The organism is Crocosphaera chwakensis CCY0110 (assembly GCF_000169335.1).
GTDB lineage: Bacteria > Cyanobacteriota > Cyanobacteriia > Cyanobacteriales > Microcystaceae > Crocosphaera > Crocosphaera chwakensis.
Map to the genome: position 1 here is coordinate 1 of NZ_AAXW01000023.1, position 17,544 is coordinate 17,544.

The window sequence follows — 17,544 nt, forward strand, 5'->3', positions numbered from 1 at the left end:
CTAATAAGGTTAAAATAGCAATTAAGAAGAGTTTGATGGGTAAATTAGCTTCAATATTCAAGGGTAACGGATATTGTCTCAAGCCTAAAGCCCCTTTCGTTAACCATTCTTCGTTTAAAGCGACTAAACGAACTAATTCTGAAACTCCGATAGTAACAATAGCTAGATAATCTTCTCGAAGACGTAAGGTAGATAATCCGATTAATAACCCTAAAATAGCTGCTAGGATAGCTCCTGTCAAAACAGCTATGATAAAAGGAATTCCTGTTAACGTTAATAAGACGCTAGTATAGGCTCCCAAGGTCATAAAACCAACAACGCCGAAGTTAATTAAACCGGTAAAACCCCATTGTAAGTTTAACCCTAGGGCAAAAATGCCGTATACGCCGGCTGAGGTGGTGATGTAGATGATGTAACCGCTAATGCCAATGAGTTGAACTAATAAGGCGTTATCCATGAATACGAAAGCTTAAGATGAATGGCAATGAGATTATACATGAATTGAGAAAGATTGCCTAGTATAAATAATCGAAACTTCCATTAATTACAACTATTGGAACGGTTAGAGATTTCCTGTTGACGCATAGGCATATTATCAATTTGTCCAAAAATTCTCTCAATTTCTGGAACCTCAGATAATTGGTTTTTCGATTGACCATCTTTGCCTATTAAAATGACTGCAAATTGATTTGATTTAATGCCATATTTTGCCCTCAGTTGGGCTTCTTGGTAGGAAGAAATGGAGTCATTGCCAATACGACTAGGAGCATTACTGGTAAAAACCCCTAATAATAAATCTCGTTCTTGAAATTCACATTCTACTTGATTTAGGGTCTGTTGTATCTTAGTCAAACGTTCGTCTTCAATTTGAGGAACAAAGACCAATAAAAGTCGATTGTGCCAGCGATAAGCTTCTAAGGGATTATTTTGTGCCATAGCAACGTTAGAAACGGCTGTTATGCCTAGAAATAGTATAATCGATAAGAGTTTTTGATAGATATTTTTCATGGTTTACACAAGCCTTACTTCTTTTTCAGTTTCACTTAAATGGGAGGTATCTCCTCCTATTTCTATTTCCCATTTACTATCTGTTTTTACTAATTTTGATAAACAACATAAGGAGGGTTGAAATACTGGCAGTTCTTGGGTTAAGCCTTGGATTAATCCCATTACAGATGCCCCATGACCGACTAATAGAATATCATCAGAATATTGACTAACTAATTGTTCAATAACTTCAGCCATTCTCGTCATCATCGTTACTTCCATTTCTGGATATTTAGGAACCCGATAAGAAGTATAATTCCAATCAATATAAGAATAGTCTTTTTCTAATAATTCTCTAGGATGAATTTCAGGGGTTTCACTCATCCATTGGGGATTATGCCATTCTCCAATTCCTGCTTCTAATTTAATAGGAATATCAAGCAGTTTTGCTACTTCTGAAGCAGTTTGTATGGTACGCAAAAAAGGAGACGCAAAAATATGGCCAATTTTCTCGTATTGAAGCCTTTGTCCGAGTTGTTTGGCCTGAATAAAACCATCTTCTGATAAAGGGGGATCATAGCGTCTTTGAGCTGTATTAAACCAGTCTGGTTTAACGAAATCGAGACGGTTTCCATGCCGTGCAATCCAAACAGTTTGACAAGCAGACATAAGCAGTGAAAGTTGAAGGTTTAGGGTCTATTAATAATTTAGCTTATTAACTCTTTTTATTCAAGAATAATATATTTAACATCGGTGGGTAATTGTAACGAAATTTGAGAGCTATCGCTTTTTAAATTCATGGTTTGTTTAGCTAAACCATTACTGTCTAATAGCATAGCTTTTTTAAGTTGCGGATTATTAATAGTGAGATGAATATCGTTATTTTCTATTCTCCAAGGGGCTTTACCATAGTTAATAATTTCCAATCCTTTTTGTAAGTTACCTTGCTTATCTTTCCAAGTAATTTCTTTTTGTTTCCACTCTGTTGGACGGGCAACCGTTCCTAATTGTACTAATAGTTTTTCTGATCGTTTGATGGGTTTATTGTCCATAGAAACTACTATAATAGTTGCATATTTATTATTAGATTTAATTATTAAATCATTTAATTTTATCTCACCAACTTCTTTTAAAAATCCTGTGACTCCTTGGGCTTTTGCTGTATTTAAAAGACAAATACCTTGTCCATAGTCCCAGGTTATTTCTTCAGTAATAGAACGAATTATTTTATCTTTTTTATTAATATATGAGTTTAAATTTATAATTTTATTTTCTTTATTATTATTACTATAAGTAACTTCTACTGGACCAACTAAAAAAGCTAAAGGATTAATTTTATTTCTGCTTTGATTATTATTATTATTAGTGTCTTGATCACGATTAGGATCAAAAGTTTTAGTTTCTGAAATTATTGGTATTTGACGATTCCATAAATCTGTCAGTTTTCGATGTTCTCTAACAACGGTTTCCCCTTGTTGAATATAACCTTGACGATACATCAAAGCAGCAGCAGGAAAATTACCTAATAATTCTGGGGTATTAATGACCCATTTACCCAAAGAAGGAAGATAACCATTAGCAGAAGAGGGTTGTCTCCATTGTGGTTCTTTCATAGCAAACCAATAGAACCCATCAATACCAGTTAAAGATTGAAAAATACTAACTAAAAAAGGGCTTTCTGATTGATAACCAAGGGGAGGAACCCAAGAGCTTTCGGGAATAATAATAGGATGATTAGCAACTTGTTTAAGATTTAATGGAAAGGAGTAAGGATCAAATAAAACAGAACGATTGGTAAATTTATCTCCATTAATAATTGCCCAATTTGATTTTTCGCCTTTATGGATTCCACCATTATAATAACGATTAACCCCTATGACTTCTGTTGCGGTATAAGAATAGCGTTCTGCATCATTTAATTTAAGAGGATCGGCCGTTTTCCAATTTCCTGCATTAATTAACTGTTTTGCTCCAATTTCTTCCCGTAAGAACTGTTTTATCTCTTGATTAAAATTATACATGGTTTCAGTTAAAAATTGAGTTTGGTCAGCTAATCGTTTTCCCTTCCCACTGTTAGGATTTTCTGGTTGAGTTAGATGCCATATTTCATAAAATTTGAGTTTACCTTCTTTGACATTTTCTCCTTCAATAGAAACATTTTTCCATATTTTTACAACTTGTTCTAAGGAACCGTATTTCTTGATTAACCAATCACGGTATTTATTACTTAATAACTCTAAATCCCGTCCTTTCAGATTCTTAAATGTCCAGAATAATAAAGAGTCTTCATTTTGTAGTTGAATAATAGCGATCGCAGCTTCATCTTTTAAGGAAATTCCCGTATAGGGGTTAATAGGTATTAATAACTCTTTTAACCAATTTTTATAAGCTTGTTGTAATTCAGTATCAAAAAATAATAAACCACTAAAATCTTTACTATCACGAGGAATTTGCCAATTATCTTGAGATTTTAAAGCATGGGCATAATAGGGAGATAAGGTCAAATAAATCCCTTCTTTTTTCATAGTTGCTACATATTGCCATAGTTGCTCACGCGCTTTTTTATCAATATTTTTCAGGGTTTTATTATTATTTTTGCCAACAATTTGACCATGCCAACGCACCATATTAACTCCTCGCTTTGCTAAAAAACGAGCATGATCTTCTAATTCTTGATAACTTTTTCTCCAAACATAAGAATTAACTGCCCAAAATCGAATAGACTGTCCATTACCTTTTACAAAGTCTTTGCCATCAGGAGACAAGTGGATAAAGCCTGTTTCTCCTGCTACTTTCTCATTAAGATAACGTAAGTCTAACAGTGAATTTTTATCGTAGCGATCCCTTTCTGGTTTAAATTCCCAAGTTTCAGTTTTCATCGTATTAATTGATTCAGCTTTAGTGATAGCTTTGGTTTTAAAAGCTTTATTATTTTCTAATTGACAAGCATTCAACAATACGGTAAAAATAGCAATAGCAAGATAGTTGATTTTTTTCATTTTTGTAATGGATTTATGTTAGTAATTTAGAATTCTAAATCTTCTTCCTCTTTTGTTATTTTCGGTCTTCCTTTTACTTTTTTTGAAGAAATACTACTGGTTGAAATTTGATTATATAAATTGTTATTTTCAAGATCATCTGCATTCTTGTCTTTTTCATTTTCTATTTTAAAATCCCTCAAACTATTGTGTGATAGGTCTATATTCTCCTTTGATTCAGATTGATTATTTTTTTCCTCTTGCAAATCATAATTACTGATAACTTCTCCTTTAAAAAACTTAGCTAACTGTTCGGCTGCTTTTTGAATTTTATCTTCAGAGACTTCTATATTATCAATATTATCTTGAGTTGGAGATATGCTAGGAATATTTAAAATTTCTTCAGCTTTTTCATTTTTGTCGTTAGCATTATCTATCTGGGAATTAGAATTAGGTTGATGAGTTAAATTTTTAGGATTATTATTGTTTAAATTATTAGAATTTTGAGATAAGTTATTGTTATTTTGAGAATAAGATAAAGGGGACTTTATAGAAGAATTATAGAATTTTTCATTAGATTTAGTAGTGTTTGCGACTTGTAAATTAACCTTAACTTTATGACCGACAACTGCTTGAAAAGCTGATTCAATTTGAGGCAGTTTATCCTGTGCTGCTTTTAGAAGTTGTTTACTTTTAATACCTACCGTAGCAACGGTATTTTTATAATTAATTAAATAGCCATGTTGTTTAATTAATGCTGAGGATAATAAAGGAAGTTTTTTTAAGACTAACTGCCACATTTCCTCTAAATTGGTATCATCATTATTAATCAGTATTTCTGACAGTTCTGTAATAGTTTCATTCGGTTTATATAACGCTTTAGGTTGATCTTGAAATTGTTTTTCAACTATTTTTGCTTGAGGTTTTTGTTGAGGTAAATTTGTTAGTTTTGATTCATTATTATTTTTAGTTTGAGTTGAAATATTAGATGATTGAATAATAACTTCTGGTGTGCAAGCATCAGGAAGTAAACTTAATAAAGTAACTTCTAACCATAGACGAGGTTGAGTGGTATTTTTTAACTGAACTTCGCTTTCTTTAAGTTTCTGTTGACCTCTTAAAATTGTTTCAGTTTTCCAGTGTTTCGCTTCTGAACATAAATCATCCCAAGTGGTAGACGTTACTGCTACTAAATCCGACCTTGTTGGGGCAGTTTTAGCAATTAATAAGTTAAGATAAAATCCAGCTAAATTTTGTAAGACAACTAAAGGTTCTCTCCCTCTATCCATCAATTTTCGACAAGATTCTATAACAATTTCTGGATTGTTAGAGTTAATGGCTTGTAATAAAGATAATAAATCTTTCTCAGGAACAGCCCCTACTAAATCCCAAACTTTTTCCGAAGTAATACTTCCTGATAATAAACTTAATTGATCTAATAAACTCTCTGCATCTCTTAACCCACCGTTAGCAATTTGTGCTACTAAAATTAAGGCTTCTGTTTCAATTTCTATGTTTTCTTTTTGGGCAATTATTGTTAAATGATTAACCATCGCTTCCAAGGGAATACGGCGATAGTCGAAGCGTTGACAGCGAGATAGAATAGTAGGTAAGACTCTTTGTGGGTCGGTGGTTGCTAAGACAAAAATAACTCGTTCTGGCGGTTCTTCTAAGGTCTTTAATAAAGCATTAAAAGCAGCCACACTTAGCATATGACATTCATCTATGACATACACTTTATAACGACATTGTACCGGAGCAAACTGCGATCGCTCAATAATTTCCCGAATATTATCGACCCCTGTATTACTGGCTGCATCAATTTCAATCACATCTAACGCCGAACCTCTGGTGATCGCTCGACACACTTCGCATTGACCACAGGGTGCAGCCGTGGGAACCTCAACCGCCAAACAATTGAGAGATTTCGCTAAAATCCTAGCACTAGAGGTCTTTCCGGTTCCCCTCGGCCCAGTAAATAAATAGGCCGGTGCAATACGTTGACTAGCGATCGCATTACTTAAGGTCGTGGCGATCGCTTCTTGTCCCACTAAGTCAGCAAAGGTCTGTGGACGATATTTATGATGGAGTGGTTCATAGGATGACATAATTTGAGCAACTAACACGGGGATCTTCTATTATGCCTGACTGTAATCCAGATTATATATAAAACATTTGTATTATAACTAAATTTTATTATCTTTGGTAGAGACGTTTCTACAGTGGTGGGTGCGAGATTTAAGTTTAAATGTTTATCAATTAATATGTAAAGGATCAATATCTATTTTCAAACTAACAGAATTAGGACATAATTTATGCCAGTTTTCCATCTCAGGAATAATCACCCTAGCATCGGGTAAAAATTTCAATAAAATTTGCCAACGATATCGTTTTGCTACTCTCATAATACTCGCTGGTGCTGGTCCTAAGATTTCACAATCTAATCCGATAGTTTCATGAAAATAATTTCCTAATTGTTGTGCTGTATTTTGTACTTCTATCGCATCTAAGCTACTTAATTGTACTAAAATTAAACGTCCATAAGGTGGAAAATTTAACTCTTCTCTTCGGGGTAATTCTTCTTCGATAAAACGATAATAATCATGATTTTTAACAGCTTGAATAACTGAATTTTCGGGGGAATAGGTTTGTATAATTACTTGTCCGGGTTCGTCTCCTCTTCCTGCCCTTCCGGCGACTTGGGTTAAGGTTTGAAAAGCTCTTTCTGCTGCGCGATAATCTGATAAATAGAGTAACCCATCGGCAGAGACAACACCGACTAATGTCACTTGAGCTAAATCTAATCCTTTGGTTAGCATTTGTGTCCCCACTAAAATGTCAGCCTCACCCCGTGAAAATTCCTCTAATAAGCGACGGTGAGAACCTTTAGTCCGAGTGGTATCACTATCAAATCTTAATGACTTTAATTCAGGAAATTCTTGTTTTAATGCTTGGGTAACTTTTTGGGTTCCACTACCAAAAAATTTAAAATAAGGGGAATTACATTCAGGACAGTTTGAAGGTTGAATTTGAGTATGATTACAATAATGACACCTTAATAATTCTGTGGCTCCTTCATGAGTATAATGATAGGATAAAGACACATCACAGTCAGGACATTCCATAACATAACCGCAACTTCGACATGAAACAAAAGTGCTGTATCCTCGGCGATTAATAAATAAGATACCTTGTTGATTTTTCTCTTTTAAATTCCTCAATGCTTCTTGTAAAGGACGACTAAAAACTGAGCGATTTCCTTGCTTTAATTCCTCTCGCATATCAACAATTTTTACAGGAGGTAAAGGTCGAAATCCAATTCTTTCAGGCAAGGATAAATAATAGGAGTTAGATGAAGAATATTGAGAAGACTTAACAGAAATCCAACTTTCTAAAGAGGGAGTTGCTGACCCAAAAATTATTGGGCAATTTTCTAACTCTCCTCGCCATTTAGCCACAGTTTTTGCATTATATGTCGGAGAAACTTGCGTTTGTTTAAAACTAGAATCATGTTCTTCGTCTAAAATAATTAATCCTAAATTAGGTAAAGGTGCAAAAATAGCTGAGCGAGTACCGATAATGACTTGCGGTTCTCCAGGCAACATTTGTCGCCACGTATCGTATCTTTCCCCTTTTGATAAGTTACTATGGTAAACATAAACTTTATCTCCAAATCTTGCCCGAAATCGATCGGTTAATTGAGGGGTTAAGGCAATTTCAGGAACTAAAATTAAAGCAGATTTTCCTTGTTCTAATAAAGGAGAAATTGCTTGTAAATAAACTTCTGTTTTACCAGAGCCTGTTACTCCATGTAATAAAATTTCGCTATAATTTTCTAAACTATTAATTATTTTCAGGGCTTCGTTTTGTTGTGGAGTTAATACTTTATTTTGCTCTTGCTTTTGCTTGGGATTTTCTAAGAATCTTAATCTTTCTCGATACTTAATAACTACACATTCTTTTTTAGCTAATGCTTTAACAACAGAATCACTTTTTGTTTCAAGTACATCCAATAAATCAGTTAACCATAATTCTCCTCCTTTACGTCGTAAAACTTGCAAAAATTCTAATTGTTTTGAAGTTAAATCATGAGGAAATTGCTCAACAATTAAAGTTACAATTTTTTGCTTTTTAGCCTGAGTTTTTCTAGTCGTTTTTAAATAACTTTCAATCCATCTCTTTTTAGTTAATTCTTGAATCCCTTGACGCGCACCTGTTACTTCACGTTGTATATATTTAACACTATAATCTCCATCTTTTTGTTGCTGTAATAAGCTCAAAATTTTTGCAGCAGCAGTCCGACAAAACATCTCTGCACCAGGAGGAATATTATCTTGTCTTAGACGAATTCTACGTTGAGATTTAGTAAATAATCCTGGAGGTAAGGCTGCTTTTATTACAGTTATTAAGTCAGTACAATAATAGCTTGAAACTTTTTCTAATAATTTAAAATAAGTTGTTGTAAAAAATCCAGATGCAATCACATCATAAATATTTTTAACTTGATTATAACTAATATGGTCTGGAAAAGAATAAGTATATCTAATTACAACTCCTCGCAAAATTTGTGTACCAAAAGGAACACTAACAATATCTCCAGGTGTTACTTTAAAATCACAAGGAATACTATAAGTGTATAACTTATATGATTTGTCTTCCTTGTTATCTAATTCTTGTATGTTTGGACAATCAACCAAAACTTCGATCCATTGAGGGGAAGAAGGTTCTACAATATAAGAGGATCTCGGTTGAGCCACTAGCAAACTTCCAGAAGACATAGACATATAGTTTGAAACGTTTTCTAACATCCATTACCCTTAATACTTAACACGGAATTATAATGAAGGTGAGAAACCTTAAACTTAATTAGCGATCTCGAAGAGATCCGCTTTGCGGTGCGCCTCTTTTTCCAGACATTGATAACTCACGAGTTTAGTTGATATCATGATAATAGGATTTATATTATAAGAGTTCTTCAAAAAAAATGATTAATAATCCTTCAGAAAATTCTAACATTGATGACTTAATTAACCAAATTAAACACAAAAAAAGTAATCAAAAGAAACAATCAATGGATACGTCTAATCATCAACCCAATTCAACGGATAACCTACTTGAGAAATTTAAGTCTGACTTGAAACAGCAAAAAGAAAAATCACAACAACAGAATGTAGATAATAATCAACCACAGGTTCATGAAGATTTACAACAATTTAAACAGCAACGTCAACAACAGAATATAAAGGGAAATCAACCAGAAATTAGCGAAAATTTACAGCAATTTAAACAGCAACAAAAAGAGAAATCACAACAACATAATTTAGAACGCAATAAGCCAGAAATTAACGAAAATTTACATCAATTTAAAAAACAATTTCAACACAAACAAGAAGAACAAAGAGAAACCATCACGCATCAAAATCAGGAAGAAATACGCTATACTGAACAAAGAAAGCAACGGCAGCAAAAACTATTGATCCGTCAAGCTGAACAATGGTTAAAAAGTTTAGACGAATACTCTGATGAAGGATTATGGTTTGAAGAATTTTCCCATAGTTATCCTTCTCGCTTAGATGCTGCGATCAAGTATTTAGCTGTTCTCAATGCTTCTTCTTAGATAAGCTGCAATTACTTTTAGAACTCAACTAATTATTATGGCAATTTCACTCAGTAAAGGTCAAAGAATTTCATTAGAAAAAGCAAGTCCCGGACTAAAAGCAGCCTTTGTCGGATTAGGCTGGGATGTTAAAAAAGTTGATACAGGAACAGATTTTGATGTTGATTGTTCTGTCTTCTTACTAGGAGAAAATGAAAAATTAGTTTCTGATAATCATCTTATCTTTTATAATAACTTAAAAAGCCCTGATCCCGATCATTCCGTTGAACACATGGGAGATAATTTGACTGGTGCAGGAGAAGGAGACGACGAGGTAATATTAGTTAACTTTACTAAGATTCCTAATGAGGTAAAAAAAATTGTCTTTGTCGTCACCATTCATGAAGCAGATAAAAGACAACAAAATTTTGGACAGATAGAAAATGCCTTTGTAAGATTAGTAGATGTACAAACCAAAAACGAAGTCTTACGGTACGATTTAACTGAAGATTATTCTATCGAAACCGCCCTAATTACGGCAGAAATCTATAATAAAGACGGAGAATGGCGTATGACTGCTGTCGGTTCTGGATATGAAGGAGGTTTACAAGCCATTCTTAACCGTTACTCTAGTTAAAATTATCATTACAAAAGTAACAAAAAACTAAGGCAAAAATCATGGGAATTTCACTCAGTAAAGGTCAAAGAATTTCATTAGAAAAAGCAAGTCCTGGACTAAAAGCAGCCTTTGTCGGATTAGGATGGGATGTCAAAAAAGTTGATACTGGCAATGATTATGATCTTGATGTTTCTGTGTTTTTATTAGGAGAAAATGGAAAATTAATTTCTGATAATCATCTCGTCTTTTATAATAATTTGAAAAGCCCTGATCCTGATCATTCTGTTGAACACATGGGAGATAATTTAACAGGAGAAGGAGAAGGGGATGACGAAGTTATTTTAGTTAACTTTACTAAGATTCCTGATGAAGTAAAAAAAATTGTCTTTGTCGTCACCATTCATGAAGCAGATAAAAGACAACAAAACTTTGGACAGATAGAAAATGCCTTTGTAAGATTGGTAGATGTACAAACAAAAAACGAAGTCTTACGGTACGATTTAACTGAAGAATATTCCATTGAAACTGCCTTAATTATCACAGAAATCTATAAAAAAGATGGAGAATGGCGAATGAGTGCCGTAGGTTCTGGTTATGAAGGAGGATTACAAGCTATCTTAAATCGTTACTATAACTAGGAGAAAATAATGGCAATTAATCTTAAAAAAGGACAACGGATTAATCTTAAAAAAGAAGCCCCCGGACTCACCAAAGTGATGTGTGGTTTAGGATGGGATGTCGCTGAAAGTAAGGGACTTTTTGGCCTATTTAAAGGCAAAGATTTTGATCTCGATGCGTCTGTTTTTTGTTTAACGAATAGAGACAAACTCAAGAGTAAATCTGATGTTATTTACTTTGGCAACTTAAATCATTCTTCAGGAGGAATTACTCATTTAGGAGATAATTTAACCGGTGCAGGAGAAGGGGACGACGAACAAATCTTAGTGGACTTAACTAAAATTCCTGATGACATTGTTAAATTACTTTTTGTTGTTAATATTTACAAAGCAAAGCAAAGACAACAAAGTTTCGGACAGGTTAAAAACGCCTTTGTTCGCCTAGTGAATCTCAGTAATAATAAAGAAATTGCTCGTTATAGTCTTCTCGGAGAAGAATATGACGGTAAAACAGGTATGATTTTAGCCGAAGTTTACCGCGATAATGAGGGATGGCAAATGGAAGCAGTAGGAAAAGGTTTAATGGCTAATGGATTACAAGAAATGACTAATGAGTATTATTAAATAAGGTAATGAGCGAACAAATTTTTGAGAAAAAAGCCTCTTTTTTTGATAGATGGGCTCCAAACTACGATCTTATTTTTACCACCATTTTCTATCAATCCCTGCACAAACGATTATTATCTTATGTAACATTACCTCATCCTTCTTATGTGTTAGACTTAGGCTGCGGAACCGGTCGATTACTAAATCGTTTGGCTAAAACTTTTCCTGATTTACAAGGAATGGGTGTTGATTTATCCCCACAAATGTTAAAAGAAGCAAGAGAAAAAAATCAACATCATCCCCGTTTAATTTTTACCCAAGGAAATTCAGAATACCTTCCTTGTGCAGACAATCAGTTTGATGCAGTATTTAATACTATTAGTTTTCTGCATTATCCTAATCCACAACAAGTCTTTAGGGAAGTTAGTCGTGTTTTAAAACCTCAAGGACAATTTTATTTAGTAGATTATATACAACTTTATTCTTTAGATTCTATTCCTTTTTCTCCTGGTGGTATTAACTTCTATTCTCCTCAACAAAGAGAATTATTCGCAGACAATGCAAGGTTAATAACCCAAGGACATTATTATTTATTAGGACGAGTGATGTTAAGTATTTTTGTTAAAGATTCAGGCTAAAGATTGCTATAGTATTATCAAAAAAAATCATAACCTATTGTAGGGTGGGCATTGCCCACCTTACAAGGTTTTAAACCGAATTAGCCCAATTTTTTGCCCAGTTTAACGTTTGATGTACTTGTTTCATGGTCAAAGATTCACAATATAATCTTAAAACTGGTTCAGTACCGCTAAAGCGAATCAGTAACCAACTACCATCAGTTAAACGGTATTTGTAACCATCTTTTGTGCCACAATTTGTGACTGCTTGACCCGCAATTTCGGTTAATGGTTCTGTCTCTAAACGCTGCAATAATTTAGCTCTAACTTCCATATTAGCCAAAGGTAAATCAATACGGTCATAAGCATTATAAAAATCCGTTTTTTCTTGTAATTGACGATAGTATTGACCTAAGTCTTTTTCACTTTCGACAACTGCTTCTAAAACGTACAATGCAGATAAAAGCGCATCCCGTTCAGGAATATGGGTTCCGTAACCGATTCCTCCTGACTCTTCTCCTCCAATTAAAACCTCCGCATTTAACATCCGATCTGCGATATATTTATAACCAATAGGAGTCTCATAAATTGGCAAATTATAAAGCTGTGCTAAACGGGGAATAATATCAGAACCACTGACGGTTTTAACAATTTCTCCTGTGAATCCTTTTCGCTTCGCTAAATGATCAATTAAGATAGGGATTAAAATTTGAGAACTGAGAAAGTTTCCTTGTCCATCCACTGCGGCAATGCGATCGCTATCTCCATCAAATACTAACCCCACTCTTAAACTATCATCCCCTTGACTTGCAGCCGTTTTGATGTTGTTAAATAACTTGCTAAGATAACGGGGTAAGGGTTCTGGTGCGCCGCCTTCAAAAAGGGGATCGCGATCGCCATTAATCTCCTCAATAGAACAGCCTAACAGACGTTCTAACCCAGTGGCCGCAGCCCCGTGCATAACATCGGCAAACACCCTTAATTTCCCTGAGTTTATTGCTTCTTGAATAGCCTTAATATCTACTTTTTGTTGTAAACCTTGACAGTAACTTTCCCAGGGATCAAAATGACTTAACGTGCCAGGAGTGGCTGAAAATTGAGGCGGGTTAGGGAGCAAGGCTTCAATTTGTTGAGTAACAGCAGGAGCAACCGAACCCCCGAAAGCCCCTTTAACCTTTAATCCTAAATATTTGGCCGGGTTATGACTCGCCGTTAAGACAATCGCTCCTAGAGCGTTTTGGGCTTTGGCCGCCCAACTAAAGGCAGGAGTTGGAGCGTAAGACTGGGATAAGATTACATTGTATCCTGCTTCAATTATCACCTCAGCAGCTACTTGGGCAAACTCTTCAGCCAAGAAACGACGATCATACCCGACGATAACCGTGCGGTCGCTACTAGAGTCACCGTAATTTTCTTCTAAGATTTTAGCAGCTAAAGGAGCCAGTAAAGCCACTCTTTCAAAGGTAAAATCGGCGGCAATTACCCCACGCCAGCCATCGGTTCCAAATTTTATCGGATTTTGATTAAAAGCCATAGGAATGATTATAATTTTTCACCCTATATTATCAGTTACCAGTGACCTGTGAACAGTTACATTGAGCCAAAGAAAATGATTAATGATAAGATCAATTGAAGCTAATATTAATGCAAACATTAAAGCACAGATGACAGTTAAACCAGAATGGTTACGGGTCAAAGCTCCCCAATGGCAAAGAGTAGGAAGTGTTAAGGAAATATTACGAGATTTAGGTTTAAATACAGTATGTGAAGAAGCCTCTTGTCCGAATATTGGCGAATGCTTTCATGCAGGGACAGCAACTTTTTTGATTATGGGGCCAGCTTGCACTCGTGCTTGTCCTTATTGTGACATTGATTTTGAGAAGAAACCGCAACCTTTAGACCCCCAGGAACCTTTAAACTTAGCTGAAGCGGTGCATCGTTTGCATCTTAACCATGTGGTGATTACTTCTGTTAACCGTGATGATTTACCTGACGGTGGGGCTGCTCAATTTGTACGCTGTATTGAGGCTATTCGTCAAGTTTCTCCTAATACAACTATTGAGGTGTTAATTCCTGATTTATGTGGCAACTGGGAGGCGTTAGAGATAATTTTACAGGCTAAACCAGAAGTGCTAAATCATAATACGGAGACGGTTCCCCGTTTGTATCGTCGGGTTCGCCCTCAAGGAGATTATCAGCGATCGCTTTTATTATTGCAACAAGCCAAAACTTTAGCCCCTCAACTCTATACGAAGTCTGGCATTATGGTGGGGTTAGGGGAAACCGATGCAGAAGTGCGTCAAGTGATGCAAGATTTAAGAGCCGTCAATTGTGATATTTTGACCCTAGGACAGTATTTACAACCCTCTGCCAAACATTTAGGGGTTAAAGAGTTTGTGACTCCTGAAACCTTTGCAGCTTGGCAAGAATTTGGAGAATCTATCGGCTTTCTACAAGTGGTTTCTTCTCCGTTAACCCGTAGTTCTTATCATGCTGAGCAAGTTCGAGAGTTGATGAATCAATATCCTCGGTAATTTTTAAAAGTCAAATATAATGGTTATTAAGCTTCTAGTTAGGAGTAAAAACCGATGGACAAAGTGATTCAATTACACATACAGAAGTTACCTGAAGGAGTTTATTTAGCAACCTCTGATGACTTAAAGGGTTTAGTAGCACAAGGAAAAACGACTAAAGAAACCTTAGAAATTGCGAAAGATGTTGTTTATCAATTAATAAAAGCAAAAAACAACGCCATCAAATTGATGATTTAAAAAACATAGAAGACGATTTCTATTATCCTTTACTCGTCTAAATAGATCGCAATAACAATGGGGAGATTATCAGGATTTCGGTATCGCGACATTATTAAAAGGCTAAAAAAGCTTGGTTTTATCTTGCGATCGCCAAGCAACAGGAAGCCACAAAATTTGGTACAATCCAGAGACGCAAGAATATACAACAATACCCAATCATTCTGATGATATCCTAGAAAGAACTTTAACAGCTATTCTAAAACAAGCTGCTATTAGTCCTGATGATTTTTAAAAAATCAAATAAAGTTAAAAATAGTGATGAATATAATCGTCTAAATAACTTGATACGTCTTTTTCTTGATTAAATACTACTTGAATCGTCTTTTCTTGATTAGAATCATCATGAGTCATTTGCCGTTGTTTAGTAATAGAGACGTTTGGCTGTAACCATTTAGGTAGGGTCAGATTCACGATGATATCCTCTTGATAAGCTTAAGTTATAGCTTAGGGGTAAACCGGTGACTAATGCGCCCCCCTGATGACTCATCCAAATGGGTGAATTATAAAAAATTCCTGACCGAAACGATATCGATCAGGAAGAAAATAATAAATGTCAACGAGAAGAGTTTAAGCGAGGGCTGCTTGACGTTCTTGAGCCTCTTTAATGACCTCTTCTGCTACATTACTAGGACAAGGGGCATAGTGAGAAAATTCCATAGAGAATTGACCCCGCCCTGATGTCATAGTCCGTAGATCACCAATATAACCAAACATCTCACTTAAGGGAACATCTGCCTTAATACGCGCCCCCATAGGAGTAGAATTTTGAGATTTGATCATACCGCGACGACGGTTAATATCACCGATAACATCTCCCATATAATCTTCAGGGGTAAAAATGTCCACATTCATGATCGGTTCTAAGATTTGAGGGCCTGCTTTGGGAAGGGATTGACGATAACCTGCTTTGGCTGCAATTTCAAAAGCGATCGCAGAGGAGTCAACGGGGTGGAAAGCACCATCGGTTAAGGTTACTTTGAGGTCAACACAAGGATAACCAGCTAAAACCCCTCTATCAATGCTCTGTTCAAAGCCTTTTTGAACCGCCGGCCAGAATTCTCTGGGAACGTTACCTCCAGTTACTTTAGATTCAAACTGGAAGCCACTGCCTGCTTCTCCGGGTTCAATAATGTAATCAATTTTACCAAACTGACCAGAACCCCCAGACTGTTTCTTGTGGGTGTAGCTATCGTTAATGGTTTTGGTAATAGATTCCCGATAAGCTACTTGAGGTTTACCGACTTCTACCTCTACCCCATGAGTCCGTTTGAGAATATCGACTTTAATATCTAAGTGTAATTCTCCCATCCCTTTAATGATAGTTTCACCACTTTCTTGATCGGTTTCCATGTAGAAAGAGGGATCTTCTTGTACCATCTTACTCAAGGCCATGGACATCTTTTCGTTGTCTCCTTTCTTCTTGGGTGAGACAGAAACAGAAATCACAGGATCAGGGAAGACCATCGGTTCTAGGGTAGCAGGGGACTTAGGATCACATAACGTATGTCCCGTTTGTACCGTTTTCATCCCTACGAGTGCTACAATGTCGCCAGCCTGGGCGGTTTCAATTTCTTCACGGGAATTAGCGTGCATTTCCACTAAACGACTGACCCGTTCAGTTTTACCTGTGGCATTATTGAGAATGGTATCTCCTTTAGAGATAGTTCCAGAATAGAGACGAGTGAAGGTTAAAGCCCCAAAGCGATCGTCCATGATCTTAAACGCAAGAGCCCGTAAGGGTTTTTCGGGGTCAACATAAGCAAAAGCCCCTTCAATTTTATTGCCTTCTTCGTCCATTTCAGGTTGAGGGGGAACCTCGGTGGGGTTAGGAAGATAGTCAATAACCGCATCCAGTACCAACTGTACCCCTTTGTTTTTGAAAGAAGAACCACAATAGGTGGGGAAAAAGGCTAGTTCACGGGTTCCTTTACGAATACAAGCTTTAATTTCATCGATCGTGATTTCTTCCCCTTCGAGATATTTTTCCATGATGGCATCGTCTTGTTCGATGGCAAATTCAATCATGGCTTCACGATACTCTTCTACTTGTTCCTTCATGTCTTCGGGAACGTCTTCGATGGTGTAATTCATGGGATCACCAGAGTCATCCCAAATCCACGCTTTTCTGGTTAGTAAATCAACCACACCTTTGAAGTCACTTTCAATACCGATAGGAAGCACCATGACTAAGGGGGTTGCTGCTAAAATATCTTCAACTTGTTTGACAACGCTGAAAAAGTCCGCCCCGGTTCTATCTAATTTATTGACGTAGATGATCCGTGCAACCTTAGAATCGTTTGCATAACGCCAGTTGGTTTCAGACTGAGGTTCTACCCCACCGGAACCACAAAATACCCCAATTCCACCGTCAAGAACTTTTAGGGAACGATAAACTTCGATGGTAAAGTCAACGTGGCCGGGGGTATCAATGATGTTGAGTTGATGATCCTTCCAGAAGCAACTGGTAGCTGCTGACTGAATGGTAATACCCCGTTCTTGTTCTTGTTCCATGAAGTCGGTGGTGGCTGCACCTTCGTGTACTTCACCGATTTTGTGGATTTTCCCTGTCAATTTGAGAATTCTTTCGGTTGTGGTGGTTTTTCCAGCATCTACGTGAGCAAAGATGCCGATGTTTCTATAGAGGGTAAGGTCTTTCTTCATATTTACTTCTAGCGTTAGGTTTGACAAATGGTTAGCATCTACTGAAAGGG

At 36.0% G+C, this 17,544-nt stretch carries 17 protein-coding genes; 8 read left to right on the plus strand and 9 right to left on the minus strand.

Going from position 1 to position 17,544, the window contains the following annotated elements; all coding sequences use genetic code 11:
* The 6 genes from CY0110_RS14945 to priA form a co-directional block, all read right to left on the minus strand.
* On the minus strand, positions 1-457 hold a 457-nt coding region (locus tag CY0110_RS14945), incomplete at its 3' end, for a branched-chain amino acid ABC transporter permease (protein ID WP_008276308.1).
* A gap of 83 nt (positions 458-540) precedes the next feature.
* Positions 541-1,008 (minus strand): DUF4174 domain-containing protein, encoded by a 468-nt coding sequence (locus CY0110_RS14950; RefSeq protein ID WP_008276309.1) that lies wholly within the window; start codon positions 1,006-1,008, stop codon positions 541-543.
* Positions 1,009-1,011: 3 nt separating this feature from the next.
* Positions 1,012-1,656, minus strand: a complete 645-nt coding sequence (locus tag CY0110_RS14955) for a histidine phosphatase family protein (protein ID WP_008276310.1) — start codon at positions 1,654-1,656, stop codon at positions 1,012-1,014.
* 56 nt (positions 1,657-1,712) lie between these two features.
* Positions 1,713-3,986, minus strand: a complete 2,274-nt coding sequence (locus tag CY0110_RS14960; RefSeq protein WP_008276311.1) for a hypothetical protein — start codon at positions 3,984-3,986, stop codon at positions 1,713-1,715.
* Between the two features lie 26 nt (positions 3,987-4,012).
* Positions 4,013-6,073, minus strand: a complete 2,061-nt coding sequence (locus tag CY0110_RS14965) for a DNA polymerase III subunit gamma/tau (RefSeq protein ID WP_035799560.1) — start codon at positions 6,071-6,073, stop codon at positions 4,013-4,015.
* Between the two features lie 147 nt (positions 6,074-6,220).
* Positions 6,221-8,749 (minus strand): primosomal protein N', encoded by a 2,529-nt coding sequence (priA, locus tag CY0110_RS14970; protein WP_232285734.1) that lies wholly within the window; start codon positions 8,747-8,749, stop codon positions 6,221-6,223.
* 200 nt (positions 8,750-8,949) lie between these two features.
* On the opposite strand from priA, the gene CY0110_RS14975 reads away from it, so the two are divergent.
* The 5 genes from CY0110_RS14975 to CY0110_RS14995 are packed head-to-tail and all read left to right on the plus strand — an operon-like array spanning position 8,950 to position 12,041.
* Complete coding sequence (locus CY0110_RS14975; RefSeq protein ID WP_008276314.1) at positions 8,950-9,582, plus strand: salt stress protein, Slr1339 family; 633 nt, start codon at positions 8,950-8,952, stop codon at positions 9,580-9,582.
* Between the two features lie 37 nt (positions 9,583-9,619).
* A complete protein-coding gene (locus CY0110_RS14980; RefSeq protein ID WP_008276315.1) occupies positions 9,620-10,198 on the plus strand; it encodes a TerD family protein in 579 nt (192 codons plus the stop codon).
* 41 nt (positions 10,199-10,239) lie between these two features.
* Positions 10,240-10,818, plus strand: coding sequence for a TerD family protein (locus CY0110_RS14985; protein WP_008276316.1), 579 nt, complete (start codon positions 10,240-10,242; stop codon positions 10,816-10,818).
* Between the two features lie 9 nt (positions 10,819-10,827).
* A complete protein-coding gene (locus CY0110_RS14990; protein WP_008276317.1) occupies positions 10,828-11,421 on the plus strand; it encodes a TerD family protein in 594 nt (197 codons plus the stop codon).
* 8 nt (positions 11,422-11,429) lie between these two features.
* The gene (locus tag CY0110_RS14995; protein WP_008276318.1) at positions 11,430-12,041 is read left to right on the plus strand and encodes a class I SAM-dependent methyltransferase; all 612 of its coding nucleotides are present in this window, start codon (positions 11,430-11,432) and stop codon (positions 12,039-12,041) included.
* 70 nt (positions 12,042-12,111) lie between these two features.
* On the opposite strand, the gene CY0110_RS15000 is transcribed toward CY0110_RS14995, so the two are convergent.
* Entirely contained in the window at positions 12,112-13,554 is a 1,443-nt protein-coding gene (locus CY0110_RS15000) for a phosphoglucomutase/phosphomannomutase family protein (RefSeq protein ID WP_008276319.1), read from the minus strand.
* Between the two features lie 130 nt (positions 13,555-13,684).
* On the opposite strand from CY0110_RS15000, the gene lipA reads away from it, so the two are divergent.
* The 3 genes from lipA to CY0110_RS15015 all read left to right on the plus strand — a co-directional run bounded on the left by lipA (position 13,685) and on the right by CY0110_RS15015 (position 15,065).
* Positions 13,685-14,554 (plus strand): lipoyl synthase, encoded by an 870-nt coding sequence (gene lipA, locus CY0110_RS15005; protein ID WP_035799562.1) that lies wholly within the window; start codon positions 13,685-13,687, stop codon positions 14,552-14,554.
* 54 nt (positions 14,555-14,608) lie between these two features.
* Entirely contained in the window at positions 14,609-14,791 is a 183-nt protein-coding gene (locus tag CY0110_RS15010) for a type II toxin-antitoxin system HicB family antitoxin (RefSeq protein ID WP_008276321.1), read from the plus strand.
* A gap of 112 nt (positions 14,792-14,903) precedes the next feature.
* Positions 14,904-15,065: a type II toxin-antitoxin system HicA family toxin gene (locus CY0110_RS15015; RefSeq protein WP_008276322.1), complete on the plus strand. Its 162-nt coding sequence runs from the start codon at positions 14,904-14,906 to the stop codon at positions 15,063-15,065.
* Between the two features lie 14 nt (positions 15,066-15,079).
* Here the strand turns inward: CY0110_RS15015 and CY0110_RS15020 are convergent, their stop codons facing one another.
* Entirely contained in the window at positions 15,080-15,244 is a 165-nt protein-coding gene (locus CY0110_RS15020; RefSeq protein WP_008276323.1) for a hypothetical protein, read from the minus strand.
* Between the two features lie 156 nt (positions 15,245-15,400).
* Positions 15,401-17,494 (minus strand): elongation factor G, encoded by a 2,094-nt coding sequence (fusA, locus tag CY0110_RS15025; protein ID WP_008276324.1) that lies wholly within the window; start codon positions 17,492-17,494, stop codon positions 15,401-15,403.
* Positions 17,495-17,544: the final 50 nt, after the last annotated feature.